Genomic DNA, 18,949 nt, shown 5'->3' on the forward strand with positions numbered 1-18,949 from the left:
AAAAGACAGGGTGCTACGATACAACCCTGTCTTGAACAACTAATTAAACGGAATAATTAGTTAGCAGCTGGAGCTGCTGCGTCTGTTGCTGGAGCTTCAGAAGCTGCCGCTTTTTTAGCATGATGCGCTTTTTTACCATGATGCGCTTTTTTACCGTGATGCGCTTTTTTACCATGATGAGTAGCTGGAGCTGCTGCGTCTGTTGCTGGAGCTTCAGAAGCTGCCGCTGCTGGAGCAGATGCTGGTGCTTGAGCCGCTGGTGCAACAGCGGCAGGAGCAGGAGATGCTGGTGCAGCTTCTTGAGCGAAAGCTGGAGCTGCAAAACCTAATACAGCTGCTGTTGATAGAGCGAAAGAAAGACGACGAGCTAATAATTTCATTTTATTCCCAATCAAAATTATCAATTAAAATCGTATCGAAAATCTATATCCGATATGTGAAAAAGTTAGCATAACCTGATGGGTTTGTCTTACATTATAATTGCATTATTTTTGCTATTTTTTACAATTATGCCTTAATTTGGTCTTATTTCATTTCTTAAAAGAAAACAGAAAATCAGCAATCCTTGCAATCGTGTTAATTATAAAATGACCTGTTTTAAAATCAAGTTACAAATTGTTACATACAGGATCATATCCTATTATAATCCTGTATAAATTTATGTATAATCAGCTTTCAGCTCTTTGTCTGACGTGACGTTTCCGCTCATGTGGATCAAGATATAATTTGCGAAGACGAATGGCTGACGGTGTAACTTCCACCAATTCATCATCCTCAATATAAGCAATAGCCTGTTCCAATGACATTTTTCTTGCCGGAGTCAATAAAAGTGCCTCATCTTTACCCGCAGCACGCATATTTGTTAATTTTTTTTCTTTGATTGGATTAACATCCAGATCATTTTCACGAGAATGTTCACCAATAATCATTCCGACATAAACCTTGTCAGAAGGTTCTACAAACAAAACCCCTCGATCCTGTAAAGAGAAAAGGGAATATTGAACGGCAACACCATTTTCAGCAGAAATCAACGAACCATTACGACGCCCAGCAATGGGTCCAGCCCAGGGACCATAACCTGAAAAAAGCCGGTTCATGATCCCGGTTCCCCGTGTATCCGTCAAGAACTCGCTATGATATCCAATCAAACCCCGGGAAGGAATTGAGAAAGTCAATCTCACTTTTCCGCCACCAGATGGATTCATATCCTGCATTATACCTTTTCGTAGGGACATTTTTTCAACAACAACCCCAGAATAAGGTTCATCAACATCAATAAGAACCTCTTCATAGGGTTCTTCTTTCTCACTTGTTTCCTCGTTAATGCGGGTTAGAACTTTTGGACGGCCAATAGTCAGTTCAAATCCTTCCCGACGCATCGTTTCAATCAAAACACCGAGCTGTAGCTCTCCACGTCCAGCCACTTCAAAAGCATCATTTTCAGCACTATCCGTAACACGAATAGCAACATTACCCTCAACCTCGCGATACAGGCGTTCACGAATTTGACGAGAGGTCACCTTTTTTCCTTCACGTCCACCCAAAGGACCGTCATTAATGCGAAAGGTCATAGATAGGGTTGGAGGATCAATCGGGGTAGCATGTAAGGGTTCAGTTATTTCTGGAGAAGCAATGGTTTCTGAAACCGTTGTATTGGATAAACCTGCCACAGCCACGATATCACCAGCCTGGACCTCCTCAACAGGAACACGTTCCAGGCCTCTGAAGGCTAACAATTTTGTTAGACGGCCTGTCTCAATAATTTTACCATCATGTTGCAAAACACGAACAGGCATATTTACCCTTGCCGTTCCCTGTTCTACCCGTCCGGTTAATATACGTCCAAGGAAATTGTCATATTCAAGGATAGAAGCAACCATTGCAAAAGGCGCATCAAGGTTAACCGTTGGTGCCGGAACGTGTTTGACAATAAGATCAAACAGCGCACTTAAATCCTCTTTATGATTTTCAATTGTATAATCAGCCCATCCCTGACGCCCTGACGCATAAAGCATTGGAAAATCCAGCTGCTCATCATTGGCACCCATCGCTGCAAACAGGTCAAAAATTTCATTATGCACTTCATCCGCACGAGAATCTGAACGGTCAACCTTGTTCACCACAACAATGGGGCGCAAACCACGATTCAAAGCTTTTCCAACTACGAATTTAGTTTGTGGCAAAGCTCCCTCGGCTGCATCAACCAAGACAACCGCCCCATCAACCATTGATAAGATACGTTCAACCTCCCCCCCAAAATCCGCATGTCCTGGGGTGTCAATAATATTAATTCTTACATTATTCCATACAACAGAGGTACATTTGGCAAGAATCGTAATTCCTCGTTCACGTTCCAAATCATTACTATCCATTGCACGTTCAACCACATGCTGATTTTCACGAAAAGTTCCGGACTGCTGTAATAACTGATCAACCAACGTTGTCTTGCCATGGTCAACATGTGCAATAATGGCAATATTTCGGATCTCCATGATGTTTTTCATTCTCCAACAATACAAAATATGTATGTTTCGCATTATCTACAAAACATACATATTATTCTTTTTTTCAAAAGTTACGTAAATTAATAACAAAAGTTATTTTTATCAAAAAAGCCAAAAATTAGAAATTCATGACTTCTTTCAATTCCGGTAATGGTCTGGCACCCACATGGGAAATAACTTCCGCAGCCACAACACTTCCCAGACGACCACATTCGGCATAAGTCCTGTCTGTTGTCCAGCCAGCCAAAAATCCAGCAACATAAGCATCACCTGCCCCTGTCGTATCCACAACAACCGTTGGAACACTTGCAACCTCTATCCGCTCTGAATTGGCAAGAATAACACTGCCCTTCTCACCACAGGTTATAACAGCGATTGGAATATCCTGCGAAGCATTTTGAATGGCTTTTTCCAAATCTTCCGTTTCGTATAGTGCACAAATTTCAAATTGGTTTGCGAAAACCATATCCACGTGATTTGATACAAAATCCTTAAACTGTACCAGATGTCGCTTTACACAAAAAGGATCGGACAAACTCAACGCGATTTTCCTTCCTGCTTTGTGCGAAATATCTGCAGCCTGATAGAATGCCTTTTGTGCAAGTTCACCATCAAATAAATATCCCTCCAATAAAGTTATTTTGGCATGACTTATGACATCTTCATCAACATCATCTGGTGTAAATTGAGTGCAAGCCCCCAAATAAGTATTCATGGTTCTTTGTCCGTCGGGCGTTACAAAAATAATTGACCGAGCTGTATATAGATTTGGATGCAGGGATGATTTTAAAGGGGTCGATGGAAAATAAACACCACCCTGCTGAATATCTTCTGCAAAGCGTTTTCCGACGGTGTCATCCGCAACTTTTCCCAAATAAGCCGTTTTTGCCCCCATCAGGGCCGCAACAAAACAGGTATTTGCCACTGATCCCCCACTCATTTGTTTTTCCGGCTTTATCAGGCTTTTCAAGGCCTTGACCCGTTTTGCATCAATCAAACTCATACTTCCGGGTATCATTTCCTGTTTTTCGAGAAAATCATCATTAACTCGTGTCAATATATCAACAATGGCATTCCCTATTCCTGCAATATCAAATTCAACATCATCCTCTTTCTTCCGACCAAGTAAATTTTTAAAACCACGCATAAAAAACTCTTTCCTTTCCATATAATTATAAAAATTATATTCACTAATCTTAAATGATGTTATTTCTTTTTCTTGCCAGCATACTTAAAAAGTAATTAATATATTTAAAACATTTACTAATTTTTCAAAAATCTTCAATCTGTTTTGACTAAATGTCATTTTTCCCTAGCAGGTCTGTTATACTTTGCTTTACAAACTATACAAGAAGCCATTATTAAACAACAAAAATAAACCGTAACCCAACGTTACCCGATTTTACTTTGTTCTTTAAACGAAAGTCTTATCTTACAATGAATAATATAACCCCTATTCTTGAAAAAAAACTTATTAACCGAAATACGCTTTTAAACAATACAGAACATACATATTCAAATGACGCATCCCTGAATCGCAGGGCTCTTGTCGTTGGTCAGGGTATACACATACAAGGTACGTTTAATGACGTTGAAACACTCATAGTTGAAGGAACGATTGAAACCTCTTCAATCAAGTTGAAAAAACTTGTCATTCAGCAATCTGGAGTTTTCCGTGGAACTGTTGAATCCCAGGATATTGAAATAACCGGGATACTGGAAGGCAATATTACCGCTCAAGGGAATCTTACAGTCACTGCAAGTGGCAAGCTCCTTGGCAAGGCGAAATGCCGACGCCTTAAAGTTGAAGATGGTGGACAAGTCACCGGACAGGTTGAAATGATTACCACGGACAAACTGAAACAAACGTCAGCTGTCGATTATAGCAACGATAAAGAGGAAGTGGTGACAGAAGAAGTTAAATCTTCAGCAACTTAGTCGAAATAATAAACAAATATTTATGTAACCATATCTTCTCTCATCAAAATTTAATTTTATGAGAAAAGATAGATTTATTAGGCAACGTTATTCTTACGATCTTTCAATTTTACATAGGCGATCTGAACATGTTCCAAACAATAGGGTTTACCCGGAACGATCGGCGCCTTGCAAAAATGAAAGTCTTTTTCGCCTGGATCACCTATCGGCCAACAGCATTCTGAATTTGATTTTCGATAAGAAGGCAGCTCTTTTGGTGATATAAATTCAAGCTTTTTACGTTTTTTAGTCCTAACCTCAAGCTTCTCTTTAACTGATTCGTCTTTGACAGCATTAATCTCTTTTGATTCTATAACAGTCTGTGTAACGGTTTTATTTTTTTTAGACTCATCCTTTTTTGATATAGCATTTTTTTGAGATTTTGTTTCACCCACTTTATCTTTTGTTACACTCGCCTTGCGAATCGGGGAAGGTCTTCCCTCAAGTCCCAATCGATGCGCTTTACCAACAACAGCGTTTTTCGTTACATTAAGCTGTCTGCCAATTTCCGCTGTTGAAAGACCTTGTGCCCATAATTCCCGTAGGCGGGCAACGATTTCATCAGTCCATTCCATACATTTTCACCTTAATTACATCACTTTATAAATAACAAATAATTTTTTAAAAACAAAATTCAAACTTTTACAAATTTTAATGTTTTATCTTGAACGGATATCATGAGTTTCCCTTCACATAGATCAATGGCATCTTTTCCAAAAACTTCATGACGCCAACCTGTAAATATTTCCAAATCTCGATAACCCAAAGCTATTTTTTCAATATCCTTACTACTGGCAACCAGCTTAGGGGCCACTTTATAAATTTCACATTTGGCCAATAGCATTACCTTTAACAACGAAACCAGAGCTTCTGATGGTTTTTCTGCAGGATTTTTATAGATAAAAGGGGTTGGTAATGATTCAGAATCAATCGTTTTCGTTTTTTTTATAATTTCTAAGACAGATTGACCATCTTGGCCGTTGGCAAAATCTCTATTAATACCTCTTGTTTTTTCCAAGGTTTTTACAGTATCGGGTAAAGCCACGGCAATAGCAATAAGACTTTCATCCCTAATGAAATGATGCCTTGGGATATTCACCTTTTGAGCTTTCTCTTCACGCCATTGTATTAAATAAGATAAACAGGCCAATGATCGACCATTACGAATTTTTGCCCCTAATTTTTTACAGATTTTTTCAATAGGAGGTAAATAAAAATCTGGATTGGACAAAAGTTCCATTTCAGAAGCAACCCAACTTAAGCGATTATCCAATCGTAATTTTTCATATAAAATTGGAAAAGCACTCCACAGATAGGTTACATCTGCAACTGCATAATCCTGTTGTGCTTTTGTTAAGGGACGTATTGACCAGTCACTAAACCGATAGGATTTATCAACCTTATGGTTCAGTAACGATTCAATCAATGAATCATAACCGATTTGATTTCCAAACCCTGCAACCATTGCAGCAATCTGCGTATCAAATATCGACACAGGCAAAAAGCCAAATAAATGCAAAAAAATTTCCAAATCCTGCTGAGCGGCGTGAAAAACCTTAACAATCTTTGGTTCAAGCAATAGAGGGGTTAATAAGGATAAATCAATTGTCTTGGAAAGAGCATCAACTAAATAAACCTGATGACTACCTGCAATTTGAATTAAACATAATTCCGGCCAATAAGTCGATTCTCTTACAAACTCAGTGTCCATTGTTACATAGTTTTCTACCAACAATGAATCAACCATTTGTCTCAGAGAATGACTGTCTGATATTAATTGAGGAGCAGGAAATTCCTTAAATGATTTCATAAACAATTAAATTAGTTACACTGAAAATCGTTATAAATAATATGATTTTCAAGGTAATTTAAATTTCCTCCAATTTCCTGTTTCTGTGTTTTTACAAGATAACTCTGCATGATTACAAACACGGTTTATAAAATAATTTGACATTAATCTCAAAGTATCAATAGACAAAAAAGATTAATTTAACAAAATTGTATTCATTAACAATTCCAAAACACTCGTTGATAAGAGACCTGGTCCAGTACGCTTCCCCTATATTGGCAAATGCTTTTGTTTCAGTCAGATTTTTTATTTTATTTTCCATTTTTGATACGATCAAACCATTTTCAATATAGGAATCATTTCCCTGAACATATAATAAAAAACAATCAAATTCCTGATAGACAAAAATATTATCCAGACTTGCATAACAATCAATTTCAACATCAATATATTTGCAATAGATAACAGAAACGAAAAATGTCTGATTGCATTACTGGATAAATACAGCAACCCTGAAATAAATTAGCAAATTCAAAAAGATAATATTGCTTTATAAAATCATAAGATTGATCAAACATTGGCGTGTAACAATATTTTAAATTTTGCCGCCTGTTTTTCTTCCTCTGTAAACATCTTGTTTTTTCAATCCTATTGTAATACCAACATCACTAAATTCTGTTTCCGTTTTCATATAATATGATTAAAGTAAATCCAATATAAACTTAATCGATATTATGAATTCAAAAATGTTATATTCAACCTTACAGTAAAAGGTAAAACAATGAATGATACCAAAGAACTTAAAAACTACCTGACCCAGCTTGGGGCAAATACCTCTTTACCTCAATCTCCATCCGAAGCAAAACTTGAAAAAGTGCCTGCCCCTTATCCGGAATATGATTATACTATTCGTTTTACCGCACCAGAATTCACATCATTATGCCCAATTACCGGACAGCCAGATTTTGCTCATCTTGTAATCGACTATATTCCAGATAAATGGATTGTCGAAAGCAAATCACTAAAATTATATTTGGCAAGTTTTAGAAACCATGGAGCTTTTCATGAAGCTTGTACAGTTGAAATCGCAACCACACTGACAAAATTACTTGACCCAATATGGTTACGAATTGGTGGATATTGGTATCCAAGAGGGGGAATGCCTATAGATGTTTTTTGGCAAACCAGCACACCTCCCGAAAATATATGGATTCCTTCACAAGATGTTCCTGCCTATCGTGGCAGATAATATCTTTCATTACTAAAGGGTTTGGTTATGTTTACCTGAAACAGCCAAATCAATAATAGCATTGGCTCCCTGCATTCTGTCAATCAACTCACGTTGCTTATCAGTATCATTGGTACCTGAAACCCTATTATACTCTTCCTGCAATTTTGCCAAACGCTTGATCCCTTCCTCTTCAGAAAGTTCATTCAATTTTCTGACTTGTTTGGCAAGAACAGTACAACAACTTTCTTGCATTTCGGCAAACCCGTCTTCAACAAACAGACGATGGATAACCTTATTGTCCTGATAAAGATCAATCACTCCAGCACGAAGAAGAAAAATCATTGGGACATGACCTTCCATTGCGGCAATATCCCCCTCTAAAGCAGGTAAAACAGCCATATCCACTGCCTGAGAAAGAACAACTTTCTCGGGACTAATAATTTCAAGTTTGATTGACATTATTATTTTCCTTTATGGCTTTTAACCGTTTATTTTTCTTCTTGTTTCATTTTTTCGGCTTTTGCAACTGCCTCTTCAATAGTGCCTACCATATAAAAAGCAGCTTCTGGCAAATCATCATGTTTTCCATCGACAATTTCTTTAAAGGAACGGACTGTATCCTTTACTGCCACCAATTTACCTGGCATTCCGGTAAAGATTTCAGCAACATGAAAAGGCTGAGATAGGAAACGTTGAATACGTCGTGCCCGTGCAACAATCTTTTTGTCTTCTTCGGAAAGCTCATCCATACCAAGAATTGCAATAATATCCTGTAAAGATTTATAGTTTTGCAGAATTTCCTGTACCCGTCGCGCAACCTCATAGTGTTCTTCACCAACGATACGAGGATCCAAGGAACGTGAAGTTGAATCCAGAGGATCTACAGCAGGATAAATACCCAATTCAGCAATTGAGCGGTTTAAAACTGTTGTCGCATCCAAGTGAGCAAATGTTGTTGCTGGCGCGGGATCCGTCAAGTCATCCGCAGGCACGTAGATAGCCTGAACAGAAGTGATAGAACCTTTTTGCGTAGAGGTAATGCGTTCTTGCAATGCACCCATTTCAGTTGCCAATGTCGGTTGATATCCCACGGCGGAAGGAATACGACCCAGCAGGGCAGACACTTCAGAACCAGCCTGGGTAAAACGGAAAATATTATCAACAAAGAATAATACGTCCTGTCCAGCTTCATCACGAAAATATTCTGCAACCGTCAGACCGGATAACGCCACACGCGCACGGGCTCCAGGTGGCTCATTCATCTGGCCATAAACAAGAGCAACTTTTGAGCCGTCAGTTTTACCCTCATTAATCTTGATAACACCTGCATCAATCATTTCATGATACAGGTCATTTCCTTCACGGGTTCGTTCACCAACGCCAGCAAAAACTGAAACACCACCGTGACCCATCGCAATATTATTGATCAATTCCTGAATCAAAACAGTTTTACCAACACCGGCACCCCCGAACAGACCAATTTTACCACCCCGTAAATAAGGGCAAAGAAGGTCAACAACCTTGATACCGGTTTGCAGGATTTCAGTTGTTACACCCTGTTCCTCGAATGAAGGAGCCTGGCGATGAATTGGCATCCGCTTGGCAGAATGAACAGGACCCATTTCATCAATCGGTTCACCAATAACATTCAAAATACGACCCAGTGTTTCAGGCCCGACAGGAACGGAAATCTGGCTACCCGTATTAATCACTTCCATTCCACGAACCATACCATCTGTTGAATCCATGGCGATACAGCGCACTTGGTTATCACCGATTTCCTGTGCAACTTCCAATACAAGCGTACGATCCCCGACCTTACATGTTAACGCATTTAAAATATAAGGAAGCTCCCCTGTAAACTGCACATCAACAACAGCACCCTTGATTTCTGTAACTTTTCCCACAGAATTACTTTTAGATGCCTGATTTTCTTGATTCCCCGCTTCTGAATCACCCATTGTTGCATTACTTTCATTAATTGCTGTATCCGACATAATAAGGTCAGCTCCTAGCAGTATAGTATAATTTATAATAACAATCAGGCAGCATTCGCACCCGATATAACTTCAGTAAGTTCATTAGTAATATTGGCCTGACGCGTCCGATTATAATATAAACTCAACTTATCAATAGCCTTTCCGGCATTGCGTGTCGCACTGTCCATTGCAGTCATTCGAGCACCCTGTTCACCAGCATTTGTTTCAAGCATTGCCGCAAAAATCTGAACTCTCAAATTTTCCGGAAGCAAACGATGCAATACATCTTCCGCCTCAGGCTCAAACAGATAATCTGCCTGATCTCGTAATCCTGAACTGTTTTTTTGCTCAGCACCGTCTTTACGATCCGTATCCTTTACGGCAAGCTCCAATGGAATAAGCTGCAACTCCATTGGTGTTTGAACCATCACATTTTTAAATTTATTGTAAATGACAGTACAAACATCAAATCGCTGTTTTTCTAATAAAGACTCGATATAGGCAGCGATCTGGTCTGCGGACTGATATTCAACGTTACCCAAACGATAATCGACATGTTCAGGTCCGATGATAAGATTGGGGAACTCACTACGGCAATATACATACGTTTTCAAGCCAACAGGAAAAATCTTAACAGTCTTTCCCTGTTCTTGTAGACGTTTGACCATATTGCGTAATGTACGATTTATATTACTGTTAAATCCACCTGCCAAACCCCGATCACTGCTCATTGGAACAATAAGATGAACCTTGTCTTTACCAGTACCTGTTAACAATGCAGGCAGACTAGGACGACCATCCAAAGACTGCTTCAAACTAACCAGAATACGCTGCATCGCCATAGCGAAAGGCTGAGCCTGACGAGAACGTCGCTCAGCACGATGCATTTTGGCTGCCGCAACCATTTTCATAGCACTCGTTATTTTTTTTGTCGATTTGACACTATTTATACGAGCACGCAATTCTTTTAAAGAAGCCATTCACAAAGTTCCCTAAGCCTGTTTGAATTGTGCAACAAATTTTTTCAGGAATGCTGCCAATTTTTCTTCCAATTCCTTAGTGATCTGGCGTGCATCACGAATTCCATTAAGAATTTCGATACCGGTAGAACGCATGGATTCAATATATTGATGCTCAAATTCCTGAATCTTGTTTACTGGAATTTCATCAGTGTAACCACGGGTACCCGCATATAAAACAACGACCTCTTCTTCCATGGTATAGGGAGAATTTTGGGGCTGTTTTAACAATTCTGTTAATCTTGAGCCACGTTCAAGCAACTTACGGGTCGATGCATCAAGATCGGAAGCAAATTGAGAAAAAGCCTCCATTTCACGATATTGGGCAAGCTCCAGCTTAATACTGCCGGCAACCTGTTTCATTGCTTTGCTTTGTGCCGCTGATCCAACACGGGAAACTGAAGTCCCCACATTAACCGCAGGACGAATACCACGATAAAATAATTCTGTTTCCAAGAAAACCTGACCATCTGTAATGGAAATAACGTTGGTAGGAATATATGCAGAAACATCACCAGCCTGTGTTTCAATAACAGGCAAGGCAGTTAATGAACCTGCACCACGTTCATCGGACATTTTTGCAGAACGTTCCAAGAGACGAGAATGCAAATAGAATACATCGCCAGGATAAGCCTCACGTCCAGGAGGACGACGCAATAAAAGGGACATTTGACGATAAGCTACAGCCTGTTTTGACAGATCATCATAACTAATCAATGCATGCATACCATTGTCACGAAAATATTCACCCATTGCCGTGGCGGCATAAGGTGCAATATATTGCATTGGCGCAGCATCTGAAGCGGTTGCGGCCACCACAATGCAGTAATCCATTACACCCTGTTCCTCCAACGTGCGAACAACCTGTGCAACAGTGGAGCGTTTTTGACCGATAGCCACATATATACAATAAAGAGTCTGCTTAGGATCCTTTAAAGCATTCATGGTTTTTTGGGCAATCATCGTATCAACCAAGATTGTTGATTTGCCAGTTTGACGGTCACCGATGATTAATTCACGCTGTCCACGCCCGATTGGAACCAGAGCATCAATAGCCTTGATCCCGGTCAACATTGATTCACATACGGATTGACGCGGAATAATTCCGGGAGCCTTAACATCTGCCAAACGACGTTCGACATCTTTCAAGGGCCCCTTTCCATCAATTGGATTTCCCAATCCGTCAACAACACGACCCAACAATCCCTTACCAACAGGCACATCCACAACCCGATTTGTACGAGTAACGTTGTCCCCTTCACGAACTTGACTGTCGTCACCAAAAATAACAACACCAACATGGTCGATTGACAGATTTAAAACCATCCCGGTCAAATTGCTGTTGACAAAAGAAACCAATTCCCCCGCCATAACGTTTTGCAGGCCATAAACCAATGCAATACCGTCACCAACAGACAGAACAATTCCTGTTTCCTCAATGTCAGATTCTTTATCAAAGGACGCAATTTGTTTTTTAAGGATGTCCGAAATTTCTGCGGGACGGATTTCCATCACGCGGCTCCCTTCATAACATTGTATAGGCGATTAAGACGTGATTGAAGACTAGCATCGTAGAGCTTTGACCCAATACGTACGATAATTCCACCTAGTATCTTTGAATCAATACGCTCTTGAATATCTACTTTATTGTACCCTGCTTGGGAAAAACGATCCTTTAATTGGGCACGTTGCATATCCGTTAAAGGAGAAGCTGTAATGACTTCAGCAGCAGTAATGCCACGACGAAGATTAACCAAAGCAAAAAATGCCATTAAAAAAGATTTTAAATCAGCAAGCCTTCGATTATTTGCAACCACACCTACAAAATTCTGCAAAATCTGACTGAATCCACAATGATTCATCAACTCAGCCATTATTGCTTTGCTTTGTACAGTATCCAAAGAAGGGTTATTTAAAACATTTCTCAATGTTTCATTTTCAGAAATAATTTTTAACAAACCCTCGGCCTCTGCAATCACCTCATTTAAAGCATGCTGTTCTTCAGCAAATTCATATAACGCGGTAGCATATCGCCCTTTAAGATTATTTGCCGTAAAGGCGGAAGCTGCAAGCGCAGCATGTGTTGCATCGGTATTCACTTCGCTTGTTCTCTCATCGTTCACTAAAATGCAATTGAAACTTTACCCGCTTCATTTTACCTCTTCAGCAAAGGTTTTACAGTCCAAAATGATATTATTAAAAGCCTATATTTTAAAGTAAATCAATAATAAAAACAAAAATATTTTTCAAAAATAAATTTGTCTCAAGTCATACAGAATGATTGTTATACCGACAATCATTCAAACGATCAATTCGATTTAATATAATTTTTAGTAAAAAATATTTTTATTTAAGGAAAAATAACAATTATTGGATATCAATATTAATGTGTCGACAAAGATATAAATAAATCATTTTCTTACCCGTTATTGGCAGTCTATGCAATGCCGACGAATAAAAGCCTGTTCCGATAAACATTATTGTCTCAGCCAGTTTGGACACAGGGCAGCACGATAAAATTACAACTGATCTTGACCCACTCAATCCCGACGGATCGGATAATGCATCCAAATTGGCAGAACATGCGCGTTTCGATAAATACTCCGATAAGCTTTTCATAGGGCCTGAACGGGATAAGAGAAACAAATCGTAATGCGGGAACATTCTACCTAAACACTGCCGCAATCTTTAATCGTCACAGGCACTAGATGGCGATTACTGCTAAAAAAAATAGTTATCAGCTATTATTAAACCTCTGTATTTAACACGCCATACTACGAGAATATAAGATAATACTCAAATTGCTATTCGGTTTTATCTGCTATCACGATAATCACCGTGTCATCATAACCAGTGTGAAAATAATAAGTCCGATAATACAAATCTGGCTATATTTATAATAAAAACATTTTCTATGCTATATTATTTTCCATATATTCATACGTTGGCATTAAAAATCCCCGCACAATTAATTAAGCCCGTTGAATTTTTATCTAGTGAACTAAATAAAAATGACAACTACCAAACGGTCAGGATCAAATTTTTCATCATCTGGATAAAACCACGTCCTTCTTCACCTATTCATTCACTTTTCATCAAGTTTAACGTTGTTAAGAACACCTCACAATTATTCACTATACTCAAGTCAACTGTATATAAATCATGATGCTCAACACTTGATGTGCCAAGGTCATCTCACCATAGATTGAAATCTGCTTTATTGCTCTGAAACTTGATTTTACGGATTATTATTAGCACATGTACCAGTATATCTCGGCGAAAAGGCGCCAACTCACTGTTAGGAAATGAACAATTAAATCAGCTGCTGCATCAGAAAACATCACACGCCAATCTATCTCACACCTCGATATTAATTAATACGCCATCTCAATTCTTCTTCAGCCGGTATAGACCAATTAATTTTACATATCCATAGCCCTTGCCTTTTATCCGAACTAATTGGCATTATATCACCGCAGTCAAAAAGAAACGGACAGAAACTATCGTAAGACGAAATTCAGAAAAGAATTTAGTTATTTATCTAATACGACACCTCAAAAAATGTTATTAGAAATGCGTATGCGCAAAGCGCATCTAATGCTGCAATCAAAGGATCAGGTTCGCAAACCGCCTGGAACGTAGGATATTGAACCTCCAAAAAAATTCTAGCATCGTATCCAGCTATTTTCTGACTATAAATAATATTAATTTTTATAGCTCTGATTCCATATCATTATTGCAATATACAATATAATACCAAAAATAAATATGCAGAATGGATTCATTTTCAGTTTAAATTAAACTCATTTGAGCATAAGTTTTTAACGTTGATTTTATTTTGAATGTCCAGATAATGAGCATGACAGTAAAGTAGCGATATAACCCAATTATCGTCTCAGTATCACTCACAGCCAGCTTATGTCTATCAATAACCATCCAGAAGCCGGCAACAATTGCCAGTCGCAGAGGAAAATCCTCGAAAATGAATTCATTTTACATTTCCCAACCAATTTTAGATGTGAGCGCATCATGATACGGTTGAACGCAGCTAAATTCAGTGAAATTCTGAAAATTTGAAAATGGAGCGGGCGAAGGGAATCGAACCCTCCTCGGTAGCTTGGAAGGCTACTGCATTACCACTATGCTACGCCCGCTTGATAATGCTCGATTGAGTCTGAAAAAACTTTTAATGATTTTTCTTCCCAAATCAAGCTTTTTTTTATCATTTTTATAAAAAATAATTTTTATTCATTTTTTACTTGACTTTCTGTCCATTCCATTGCTTTTTCTTGTATCAATAGATATGATGGTTCTGATCTATTCATATCAAATTTTTTGCAGGGGTGTAGCTCAATTGGCTAGAGTGCCGGTCTCCAAAACCGGAGGTTGCGGGTTCGAGACCCTCCACCCCTGCCAAATTAAATATGAATGACAAACATTCATTTTGTTTTCAACCCATCCTGATATATTATAATAATTTAACATAGTATTTTAGGATCATTTTATGTAGGGAAGGTATTTCGTGCCGGTCAATCCCACGAAATTTCTAAATGAGGTTCGTGCTGAAGCCAAAAAGGTAACTTGGCCTTCACGTCGTACAACATTAGTCACAACCGCCGCTGTTCTGGCAATGGCTGCGGGTGCTTCTGCATTCTTTTTCATCGTGGACCAGGCTATCGGCTTTGGAATACGGATTTTATTTGGCCTAGGAGGGTAAACCAGTTATGGCAAAACGGTGGTACGTCATTCATGTCTATTCTGGTTTTGAAAAAAAGGTTGTTCAACAGATTAAAGAACAGATTGAACAAAAAGGTTTAACTGACCAAGTGGAAGAAATCCTTGTCCCTTCAGAAGAAGTCATAGAGGTTAAACGTGGCCAGAAAGTCCAAACAGAACGTAAATTCTTCCCTGGTTATGTTCTGGTCAAAATGGAGATGACTGATGAGGCATGGCATTTAATCAAGGATACTCCCAAGGTTACGGGTTTTCTTGGAAACAGAATGCATCCATCCCCAATTTCCAATGCAGAGGCCGAATATATCATTAATCAAGCCAAAGAAGGTGCAAATAGTCCGCGTCCTTCTGTAGACTTTGAGGTTGGCGAGCAAATTCGCGTTTCCGACGGGCCATTCACTTCATTTAATGGTGTTATTGAAGAAATAGATACTGAAAAAGGTCGACTAAAAGTCAGTGTTTCCATTTTTGGACGTTCTACACCTGTTGATCTGGAATATAATCAGGTGGAAAAACTTTAGTCCCTTAAATACTGGATGCAAAACAATATAAAACAGCTTTTCGTTTCCCATTATCATTTTTTGCATCCTTATTGACTTATCCAAATATTCAGAACCATTTTTACTAAATTCTGATTTTTTCATAAAACTTAAATAAGATCCATTGAGACAAAATCTCTTTTTTTATAATAGTGATTGATCAATAAGCCTAATAAAACAAATCTTATATCCAAAAAATTTCTATAATAAGCTTCATTTTCATATTTCTTAATAAATTTCACCCTCCACTCTTGAAGAATAAATAAAGCTCCTATATAAAACAAAAACCACGCCGACATAGCTCAGGGGTAGAGCAACTGATTCGTAATCAGTAGGCCCTCGGTTCAATTCCGAGTGTCGGCACCATGAACATAATAAAATCATTTTCTAAATATAATTTAACGTGATCCGACTTGACTTAATAATCTGACGTTATAGTAGACAATAATATAAAACTAAATCCGCTTAAAAACACATTATATATATTTTGTTTTTTTAATGTCATAAAACAAAAAATTGTTTTATTGACTTCAATAAAATTATTATAAATTCTAAAAAAATTATTTTTCAACTATGAACAATAAGCAATTCCTGCTTTTTCAGCCTTTTTTTGCAGATCAGGGGCATTTTTTAAATTCAAGGGTTGTAATATATGATTCTTTGTCTTTTGACAAAAATTGGCCGCCATATGAAATGAAGGATGATCAGGAGAAGATAATTCTTTACGCAGGCATCCAACATCACTTTCCAAGGGTAAACGCCCCATTTCTGGATTACAGGCATTAAGCAGTAATCCAGTAAATAAAATTAAAATCGATTTATAGTTTATCACTGTATTCAACCCTGAAATCTTTAATAAAATTTTTGATTATAATGAGAATAGCTATTATCGTTAATTTATTCTTTTTACAGTGACAAGCAATATAGTTTTTTAAAAAGTTACGTTGGTTTTCAAACCAACAATCGTTGCATCTTTATAGGCCTTCGTCGCGGCAACATGATGAAAATATTCAAATACTGGCATAATCATGATTCCACGATAGGCAGCAAAACCATAATTAGCTTCAAATAAAATTGAATCTCCCTGAACTCCAGGGGCGCCATTCAATAGAGCGAAAACTCCATTACCATTTAATGGTGCTCCATGTGCCACTTGAAATTGCTGTGCATGCCGAAGAGTATGAGGGATCGTATAATATGTAAACATCACCCCAATTTGATCATAGGCTCTGTCTTTCCAAAATCCACGATCCAAAAACCCGAAATTGTAAAAGTCCTTAAATGTTGATGTTGTCGTAGAATCATGCCCATAATTTGCCAAAACAAATAATCCATGATCATCAATTGCATCATGACGATAAATCATTTGGTAGGATTGAATCCAGAATTGGGTACGGTAATCTTTTTTATTGTTATTTAAAACTTGTGAAGACCAGGTTTGAAAATGACTGCTATCTATACCTGCACCAATATGAATGCTACCCACTAAATGATGTTTTCCGATATCAGGATTATAACCAAATTCAACAGGAACGAAAGCACCAGTTGTTCCCTTGGTTCCCCAATAAAATCCAGTTGCTCCTCCTTGTGGCCAAGGTGTACTTTGATATGCACCCACTTCAAAATAACTATTAGGTGTCATATTAACAAGAATTCTTCCCCCCCAAACTGCACCAGGCCAATCTGAAAATCCCTGTTGAGATTGAGTACTTCTTGGATGGCCACAAGTTGAAAGAATCATAAATTGACATGCCATGGGACTATGGGCAAAATCATCTCCAACACTCATACGACCGACTTTAATATCGACCCGACCATTCCATAATTTTTGTTCACCATAAACATCATAAATATGAAATAAGCGAGAATAGCCTCCTCCATATACTTCCTGGGCCTGAATCTGCGTATCCCCAACATAATCAGCACTGGCATTACGACCTGAACGATTCATAACAATCATATGAGTTGAAAAGCCCTTTAAGCCCGCGATTTTTTCCCAATCCATATCAACTGAAAATGTTATTTGCTGTGTAAAATCAGCACCGTTTCTCCGTCCACCATGAACCACACCAGCTGTCTCTGTCACCCAGTTTAACCCAAGCTGAATACCATATTTATCCAGATAATCATTTATCGGTTTAGAAAAAATGCTTTTTGTTGGATCAAGACTGGACGGGTTTACTTCACGTGTATTGAATTTATTCATCTCACCAAGTGCAACATTCCGATTCGTCTCTGGTACTGAACTATCATCAATATTTTGAGGAGGTTTACCATTATTGGAAAGATCAAGCGCCATTGATTTGTTAATTGGCATAAGCAAAATCATTACGTTTAAACCCAATATAATATACTTTTTCAGGAAATTTATAGGACTATAAAAAGCAATTAGACTATCCATAACTTAACCTTTCCTCATAAAGTACATTCAATCAGAGGATATATTTTCTCTAAATTGAAAATTTCAATATTAGTTAATCATTAGATTAATATATTAAAATATAAATTTATTGTTACCTTAGATAAAAAATGAAAAATTGGTTAAAATCTTTAAATTTGTGTATTTTATAATACACTTCATTTTGAATTATTTACTAAATACAAAAAATGATATTAAATAATTTTTTTTTAATTTTTAATAAACAAAATATTTTTGATATAAAAACAGAAAAAATACAGAACTAAATATATTACCTATATTTTGTTTCCAGTATTAATTATTCTATAAAAAATTTTTATATTTATTAAGTTATGATATTTATTTGTTTTTTTACGGTATATGAGAGGTGGACATGCGATATTCACAAGTGGTTTATTCATTTTTTGCATGAGGGAATGGAAGGGACTTGGCGCTGGATTTCATGTTGGTTTTGCAGGTCAGTGTTTGCAACAATTCATGATATTTTCAAGTGATACGCCGGCCTCGGGAATAAAGAGCGCCAGGTGGCCATGTTGTTTGCCAAGATTGCCATACAGGACGCATTTTTTCACGGTTTCATGGATAAAAGGATGATGCGTCTCAACGCGGGGTCAACAGGATATTGTCCGTGATGATATAGCAATTTTGAGTGGAAGTTATTGGGAGCGGGGAGAGGATTTGAACCTCTGACCTTCAGGTTATGAGCCTGACGAGCTACCGGGCTGCTCCACCCCGCACTAGTGTAACAAGGATGCCTT

The 18,949-nt window shown here is 37.9% G+C and carries 19 protein-coding genes and 4 tRNA genes; 9 read left to right on the forward strand and 14 right to left on the reverse strand.

What is annotated here, in order from left to right; translation table 11 throughout:
- Positions 1-56: 56 nt before the first annotated feature.
- From GM552_RS07600 to GM552_RS07610, 3 genes are all read right to left on the reverse strand, one after another.
- Positions 57-380 (reverse strand): hypothetical protein, encoded by a 324-nt coding sequence (locus GM552_RS07600; protein ID WP_155565919.1) that lies wholly within the window; start codon positions 378-380, stop codon positions 57-59.
- A gap of 288 nt (positions 381-668) precedes the next feature.
- Positions 669-2,492, reverse strand: a complete 1,824-nt coding sequence (gene typA, locus GM552_RS07605; RefSeq protein WP_122124041.1) for a translational GTPase TypA — start codon at positions 2,490-2,492, stop codon at positions 669-671.
- A 130-nt stretch (positions 2,493-2,622) separates the two neighbouring features.
- Positions 2,623-3,651: an adenosine kinase gene (locus GM552_RS07610; RefSeq protein ID WP_122124042.1), complete on the reverse strand. Its 1,029-nt coding sequence runs from the start codon at positions 3,649-3,651 to the stop codon at positions 2,623-2,625.
- A gap of 290 nt (positions 3,652-3,941) precedes the next feature.
- On the opposite strand from GM552_RS07610, the gene GM552_RS07615 reads away from it, so the two are divergent.
- Positions 3,942-4,442, forward strand: coding sequence for a polymer-forming cytoskeletal protein (locus tag GM552_RS07615; protein WP_155565920.1), 501 nt, complete (start codon positions 3,942-3,944; stop codon positions 4,440-4,442).
- 77 nt (positions 4,443-4,519) lie between these two features.
- Here GM552_RS07615 and GM552_RS07620 read toward each other — a convergent pair whose 3' ends face one another.
- Together GM552_RS07620 and rnd are read right to left on the reverse strand one after the other, a co-directional pair.
- Positions 4,520-5,056, reverse strand: coding sequence for a GcrA family cell cycle regulator (locus tag GM552_RS07620; RefSeq protein WP_155565921.1), 537 nt, complete (start codon positions 5,054-5,056; stop codon positions 4,520-4,522).
- A gap of 59 nt (positions 5,057-5,115) precedes the next feature.
- Complete coding sequence (gene rnd, locus GM552_RS07625; protein WP_155565922.1) at positions 5,116-6,291, reverse strand: ribonuclease D; 1,176 nt, start codon at positions 6,289-6,291, stop codon at positions 5,116-5,118.
- A 760-nt stretch (positions 6,292-7,051) separates the two neighbouring features.
- Here rnd and queF point away from each other — a divergent pair.
- Entirely contained in the window at positions 7,052-7,519 is a 468-nt protein-coding gene (gene queF, locus GM552_RS07630; protein WP_155565923.1) for a preQ(1) synthase, read from the forward strand.
- A gap of 12 nt (positions 7,520-7,531) precedes the next feature.
- Here the strand turns inward: queF and atpC are convergent, their stop codons facing one another.
- The 5 genes from atpC to atpH form a co-directional block, all read right to left on the reverse strand.
- Positions 7,532-7,960 (reverse strand): ATP synthase F1 subunit epsilon, encoded by a 429-nt coding sequence (atpC, locus tag GM552_RS07635; protein ID WP_155565924.1) that lies wholly within the window; start codon positions 7,958-7,960, stop codon positions 7,532-7,534.
- Positions 7,961-7,989: 29 nt separating this feature from the next.
- The gene (gene atpD / locus GM552_RS07640) at positions 7,990-9,462 is read right to left on the reverse strand and encodes a F0F1 ATP synthase subunit beta (protein WP_110438630.1); all 1,473 of its coding nucleotides are present in this window, start codon (positions 9,460-9,462) and stop codon (positions 7,990-7,992) included.
- An 80-nt stretch (positions 9,463-9,542) separates the two neighbouring features.
- On the reverse strand, positions 9,543-10,460 hold the full coding sequence (locus tag GM552_RS07645) for a F0F1 ATP synthase subunit gamma (RefSeq protein WP_110438575.1): 918 nt from the start codon (positions 10,458-10,460) through the stop codon (positions 9,543-9,545).
- A gap of 12 nt (positions 10,461-10,472) precedes the next feature.
- Positions 10,473-12,011 carry a F0F1 ATP synthase subunit alpha gene (atpA, locus tag GM552_RS07650; protein WP_155565925.1) on the reverse strand — a complete coding sequence of 513 codons (1,539 nt, stop codon included), beginning with the start codon at positions 12,009-12,011 and terminating at the stop codon, positions 10,473-10,475.
- Positions 12,011-12,598, reverse strand: coding sequence for an ATP synthase F1 subunit delta (gene atpH, locus GM552_RS07655; protein ID WP_122124050.1), 588 nt, complete (start codon positions 12,596-12,598; stop codon positions 12,011-12,013). Before atpH ends, atpA begins: the two co-directional genes overlap by 1 nt.
- Positions 12,599-12,993: 395 nt before the next feature.
- Between atpH and GM552_RS08885 the strand changes: the two genes are divergently transcribed.
- Entirely contained in the window at positions 12,994-13,152 is a 159-nt protein-coding gene (locus tag GM552_RS08885; RefSeq protein ID WP_196424869.1) for a hypothetical protein, read from the forward strand.
- Positions 13,153-13,958: 806 nt separating this feature from the next.
- Positions 13,959-14,141 carry a hypothetical protein gene (locus GM552_RS07660; RefSeq protein WP_155565926.1) on the forward strand — a complete coding sequence of 61 codons (183 nt, stop codon included), beginning with the start codon at positions 13,959-13,961 and terminating at the stop codon, positions 14,139-14,141.
- Between the two features lie 438 nt (positions 14,142-14,579).
- On the opposite strand, the gene GM552_RS07665 is transcribed toward GM552_RS07660, so the two are convergent.
- A tRNA-Gly gene (locus GM552_RS07665) sits at positions 14,580-14,653 on the reverse strand.
- A 185-nt stretch (positions 14,654-14,838) separates the two neighbouring features.
- On the opposite strand from GM552_RS07665, the gene GM552_RS07670 reads away from it, so the two are divergent.
- The 4 genes from GM552_RS07670 (at position 14,839) to GM552_RS07685 (ending at position 16,138) form a co-directional block, all read left to right on the forward strand.
- Positions 14,839-14,915: transfer RNA gene (locus GM552_RS07670), tRNA-Trp, on the forward strand.
- Between the two features lie 106 nt (positions 14,916-15,021).
- Positions 15,022-15,216 (forward strand): preprotein translocase subunit SecE, encoded by a 195-nt coding sequence (gene secE / locus GM552_RS07675; RefSeq protein WP_110438579.1) that lies wholly within the window; start codon positions 15,022-15,024, stop codon positions 15,214-15,216.
- Positions 15,217-15,223: 7 nt separating this feature from the next.
- On the forward strand, positions 15,224-15,754 hold the full coding sequence (gene nusG, locus GM552_RS07680) for a transcription termination/antitermination protein NusG (RefSeq protein ID WP_110438580.1): 531 nt from the start codon (positions 15,224-15,226) through the stop codon (positions 15,752-15,754).
- Between the two features lie 309 nt (positions 15,755-16,063).
- Positions 16,064-16,138 (forward strand) — tRNA-Thr (locus GM552_RS07685).
- A gap of 205 nt (positions 16,139-16,343) precedes the next feature.
- Here the strand turns inward: GM552_RS07685 and GM552_RS07690 are convergent.
- Together GM552_RS07690 and GM552_RS07695 are read right to left on the reverse strand one after the other, a co-directional pair.
- Positions 16,344-16,604 carry a hypothetical protein gene (locus GM552_RS07690; RefSeq protein WP_198184448.1) on the reverse strand — a complete coding sequence of 87 codons (261 nt, stop codon included), beginning with the start codon at positions 16,602-16,604 and terminating at the stop codon, positions 16,344-16,346.
- A gap of 99 nt (positions 16,605-16,703) precedes the next feature.
- Positions 16,704-18,101: a carbohydrate porin gene (locus GM552_RS07695; RefSeq protein WP_230882775.1), complete on the reverse strand. Its 1,398-nt coding sequence runs from the start codon at positions 18,099-18,101 to the stop codon at positions 16,704-16,706.
- Positions 18,102-18,551: 450 nt separating this feature from the next.
- Here GM552_RS07695 and GM552_RS07700 point away from each other — a divergent pair, with 450 nt between their 5' ends.
- Positions 18,552-18,785: a hypothetical protein gene (locus GM552_RS07700; RefSeq protein ID WP_155565928.1), complete on the forward strand. Its 234-nt coding sequence runs from the start codon at positions 18,552-18,554 to the stop codon at positions 18,783-18,785.
- A 66-nt stretch (positions 18,786-18,851) separates the two neighbouring features.
- Here GM552_RS07700 and GM552_RS07705 read toward each other — a convergent pair.
- Positions 18,852-18,928, reverse strand: a tRNA-Met gene (locus GM552_RS07705).
- Positions 18,929-18,949 lie beyond the last annotated feature (21 nt).

Origin of the sequence: Commensalibacter sp. ESL0382 (assembly GCF_009725775.1) — a bacterium.
In the GTDB taxonomy this organism is placed as follows: Bacteria; Pseudomonadota; Alphaproteobacteria; order Acetobacterales; family Acetobacteraceae; genus Commensalibacter; species Commensalibacter melissae.

Excerpts from the sequence above, each read along its gene's own strand:
- GM552_RS07600 (WP_155565919.1), bottom strand. The coding sequence starts at position 380 with ATGAAATTATTAGCTCGTCGTCTTTCTTTCGCTCTATCAACAGCAGCT.
- typA (WP_122124041.1), bottom strand. The coding sequence starts at position 2,492 with ATGGAGATCCGAAATATTGCCATTATTGCACATGTTGACCATGGCAAG.
- GM552_RS07610 (WP_122124042.1), bottom strand. The coding sequence starts at position 3,651 with ATGCGTGGTTTTAAAAATTTACTTGGTCGGAAGAAAGAGGATGATGTT.
- GM552_RS07615 (WP_155565920.1), top strand. The coding sequence starts at position 3,942 with ATGAATAATATAACCCCTATTCTTGAAAAAAAACTTATTAACCGAAAT.
- GM552_RS07620 (WP_155565921.1), bottom strand. The coding sequence starts at position 5,056 with ATGGAATGGACTGATGAAATCGTTGCCCGCCTACGGGAATTATGGGCA.
- rnd (WP_155565922.1), bottom strand. The coding sequence starts at position 6,291 with ATGAAATCATTTAAGGAATTTCCTGCTCCTCAATTAATATCAGACAGT.
- queF (WP_155565923.1), top strand. The coding sequence starts at position 7,052 with ATGAATGATACCAAAGAACTTAAAAACTACCTGACCCAGCTTGGGGCA.
- atpC (WP_155565924.1), bottom strand. The coding sequence starts at position 7,960 with ATGTCAATCAAACTTGAAATTATTAGTCCCGAGAAAGTTGTTCTTTCT.
- atpD (WP_110438630.1), bottom strand. The coding sequence starts at position 9,462 with ATGGGTGATTCAGAAGCGGGGAATCAAGAAAATCAGGCATCTAAAAGT.
- GM552_RS07645 (WP_110438575.1), bottom strand. The coding sequence starts at position 10,460 with ATGGCTTCTTTAAAAGAATTGCGTGCTCGTATAAATAGTGTCAAATCG.
- atpA (WP_155565925.1), bottom strand. The coding sequence starts at position 12,011 with ATGGAAATCCGTCCCGCAGAAATTTCGGACATCCTTAAAAAACAAATT.
- nusG (WP_110438580.1), top strand. The coding sequence starts at position 15,224 with ATGGCAAAACGGTGGTACGTCATTCATGTCTATTCTGGTTTTGAAAAA.
- GM552_RS07695 (WP_230882775.1), bottom strand. The coding sequence starts at position 18,101 with ATGATTTTGCTTATGCCAATTAACAAATCAATGGCGCTTGATCTTTCC.
- GM552_RS07700 (WP_155565928.1), top strand. The coding sequence starts at position 18,552 with ATGAGAGGTGGACATGCGATATTCACAAGTGGTTTATTCATTTTTTGC.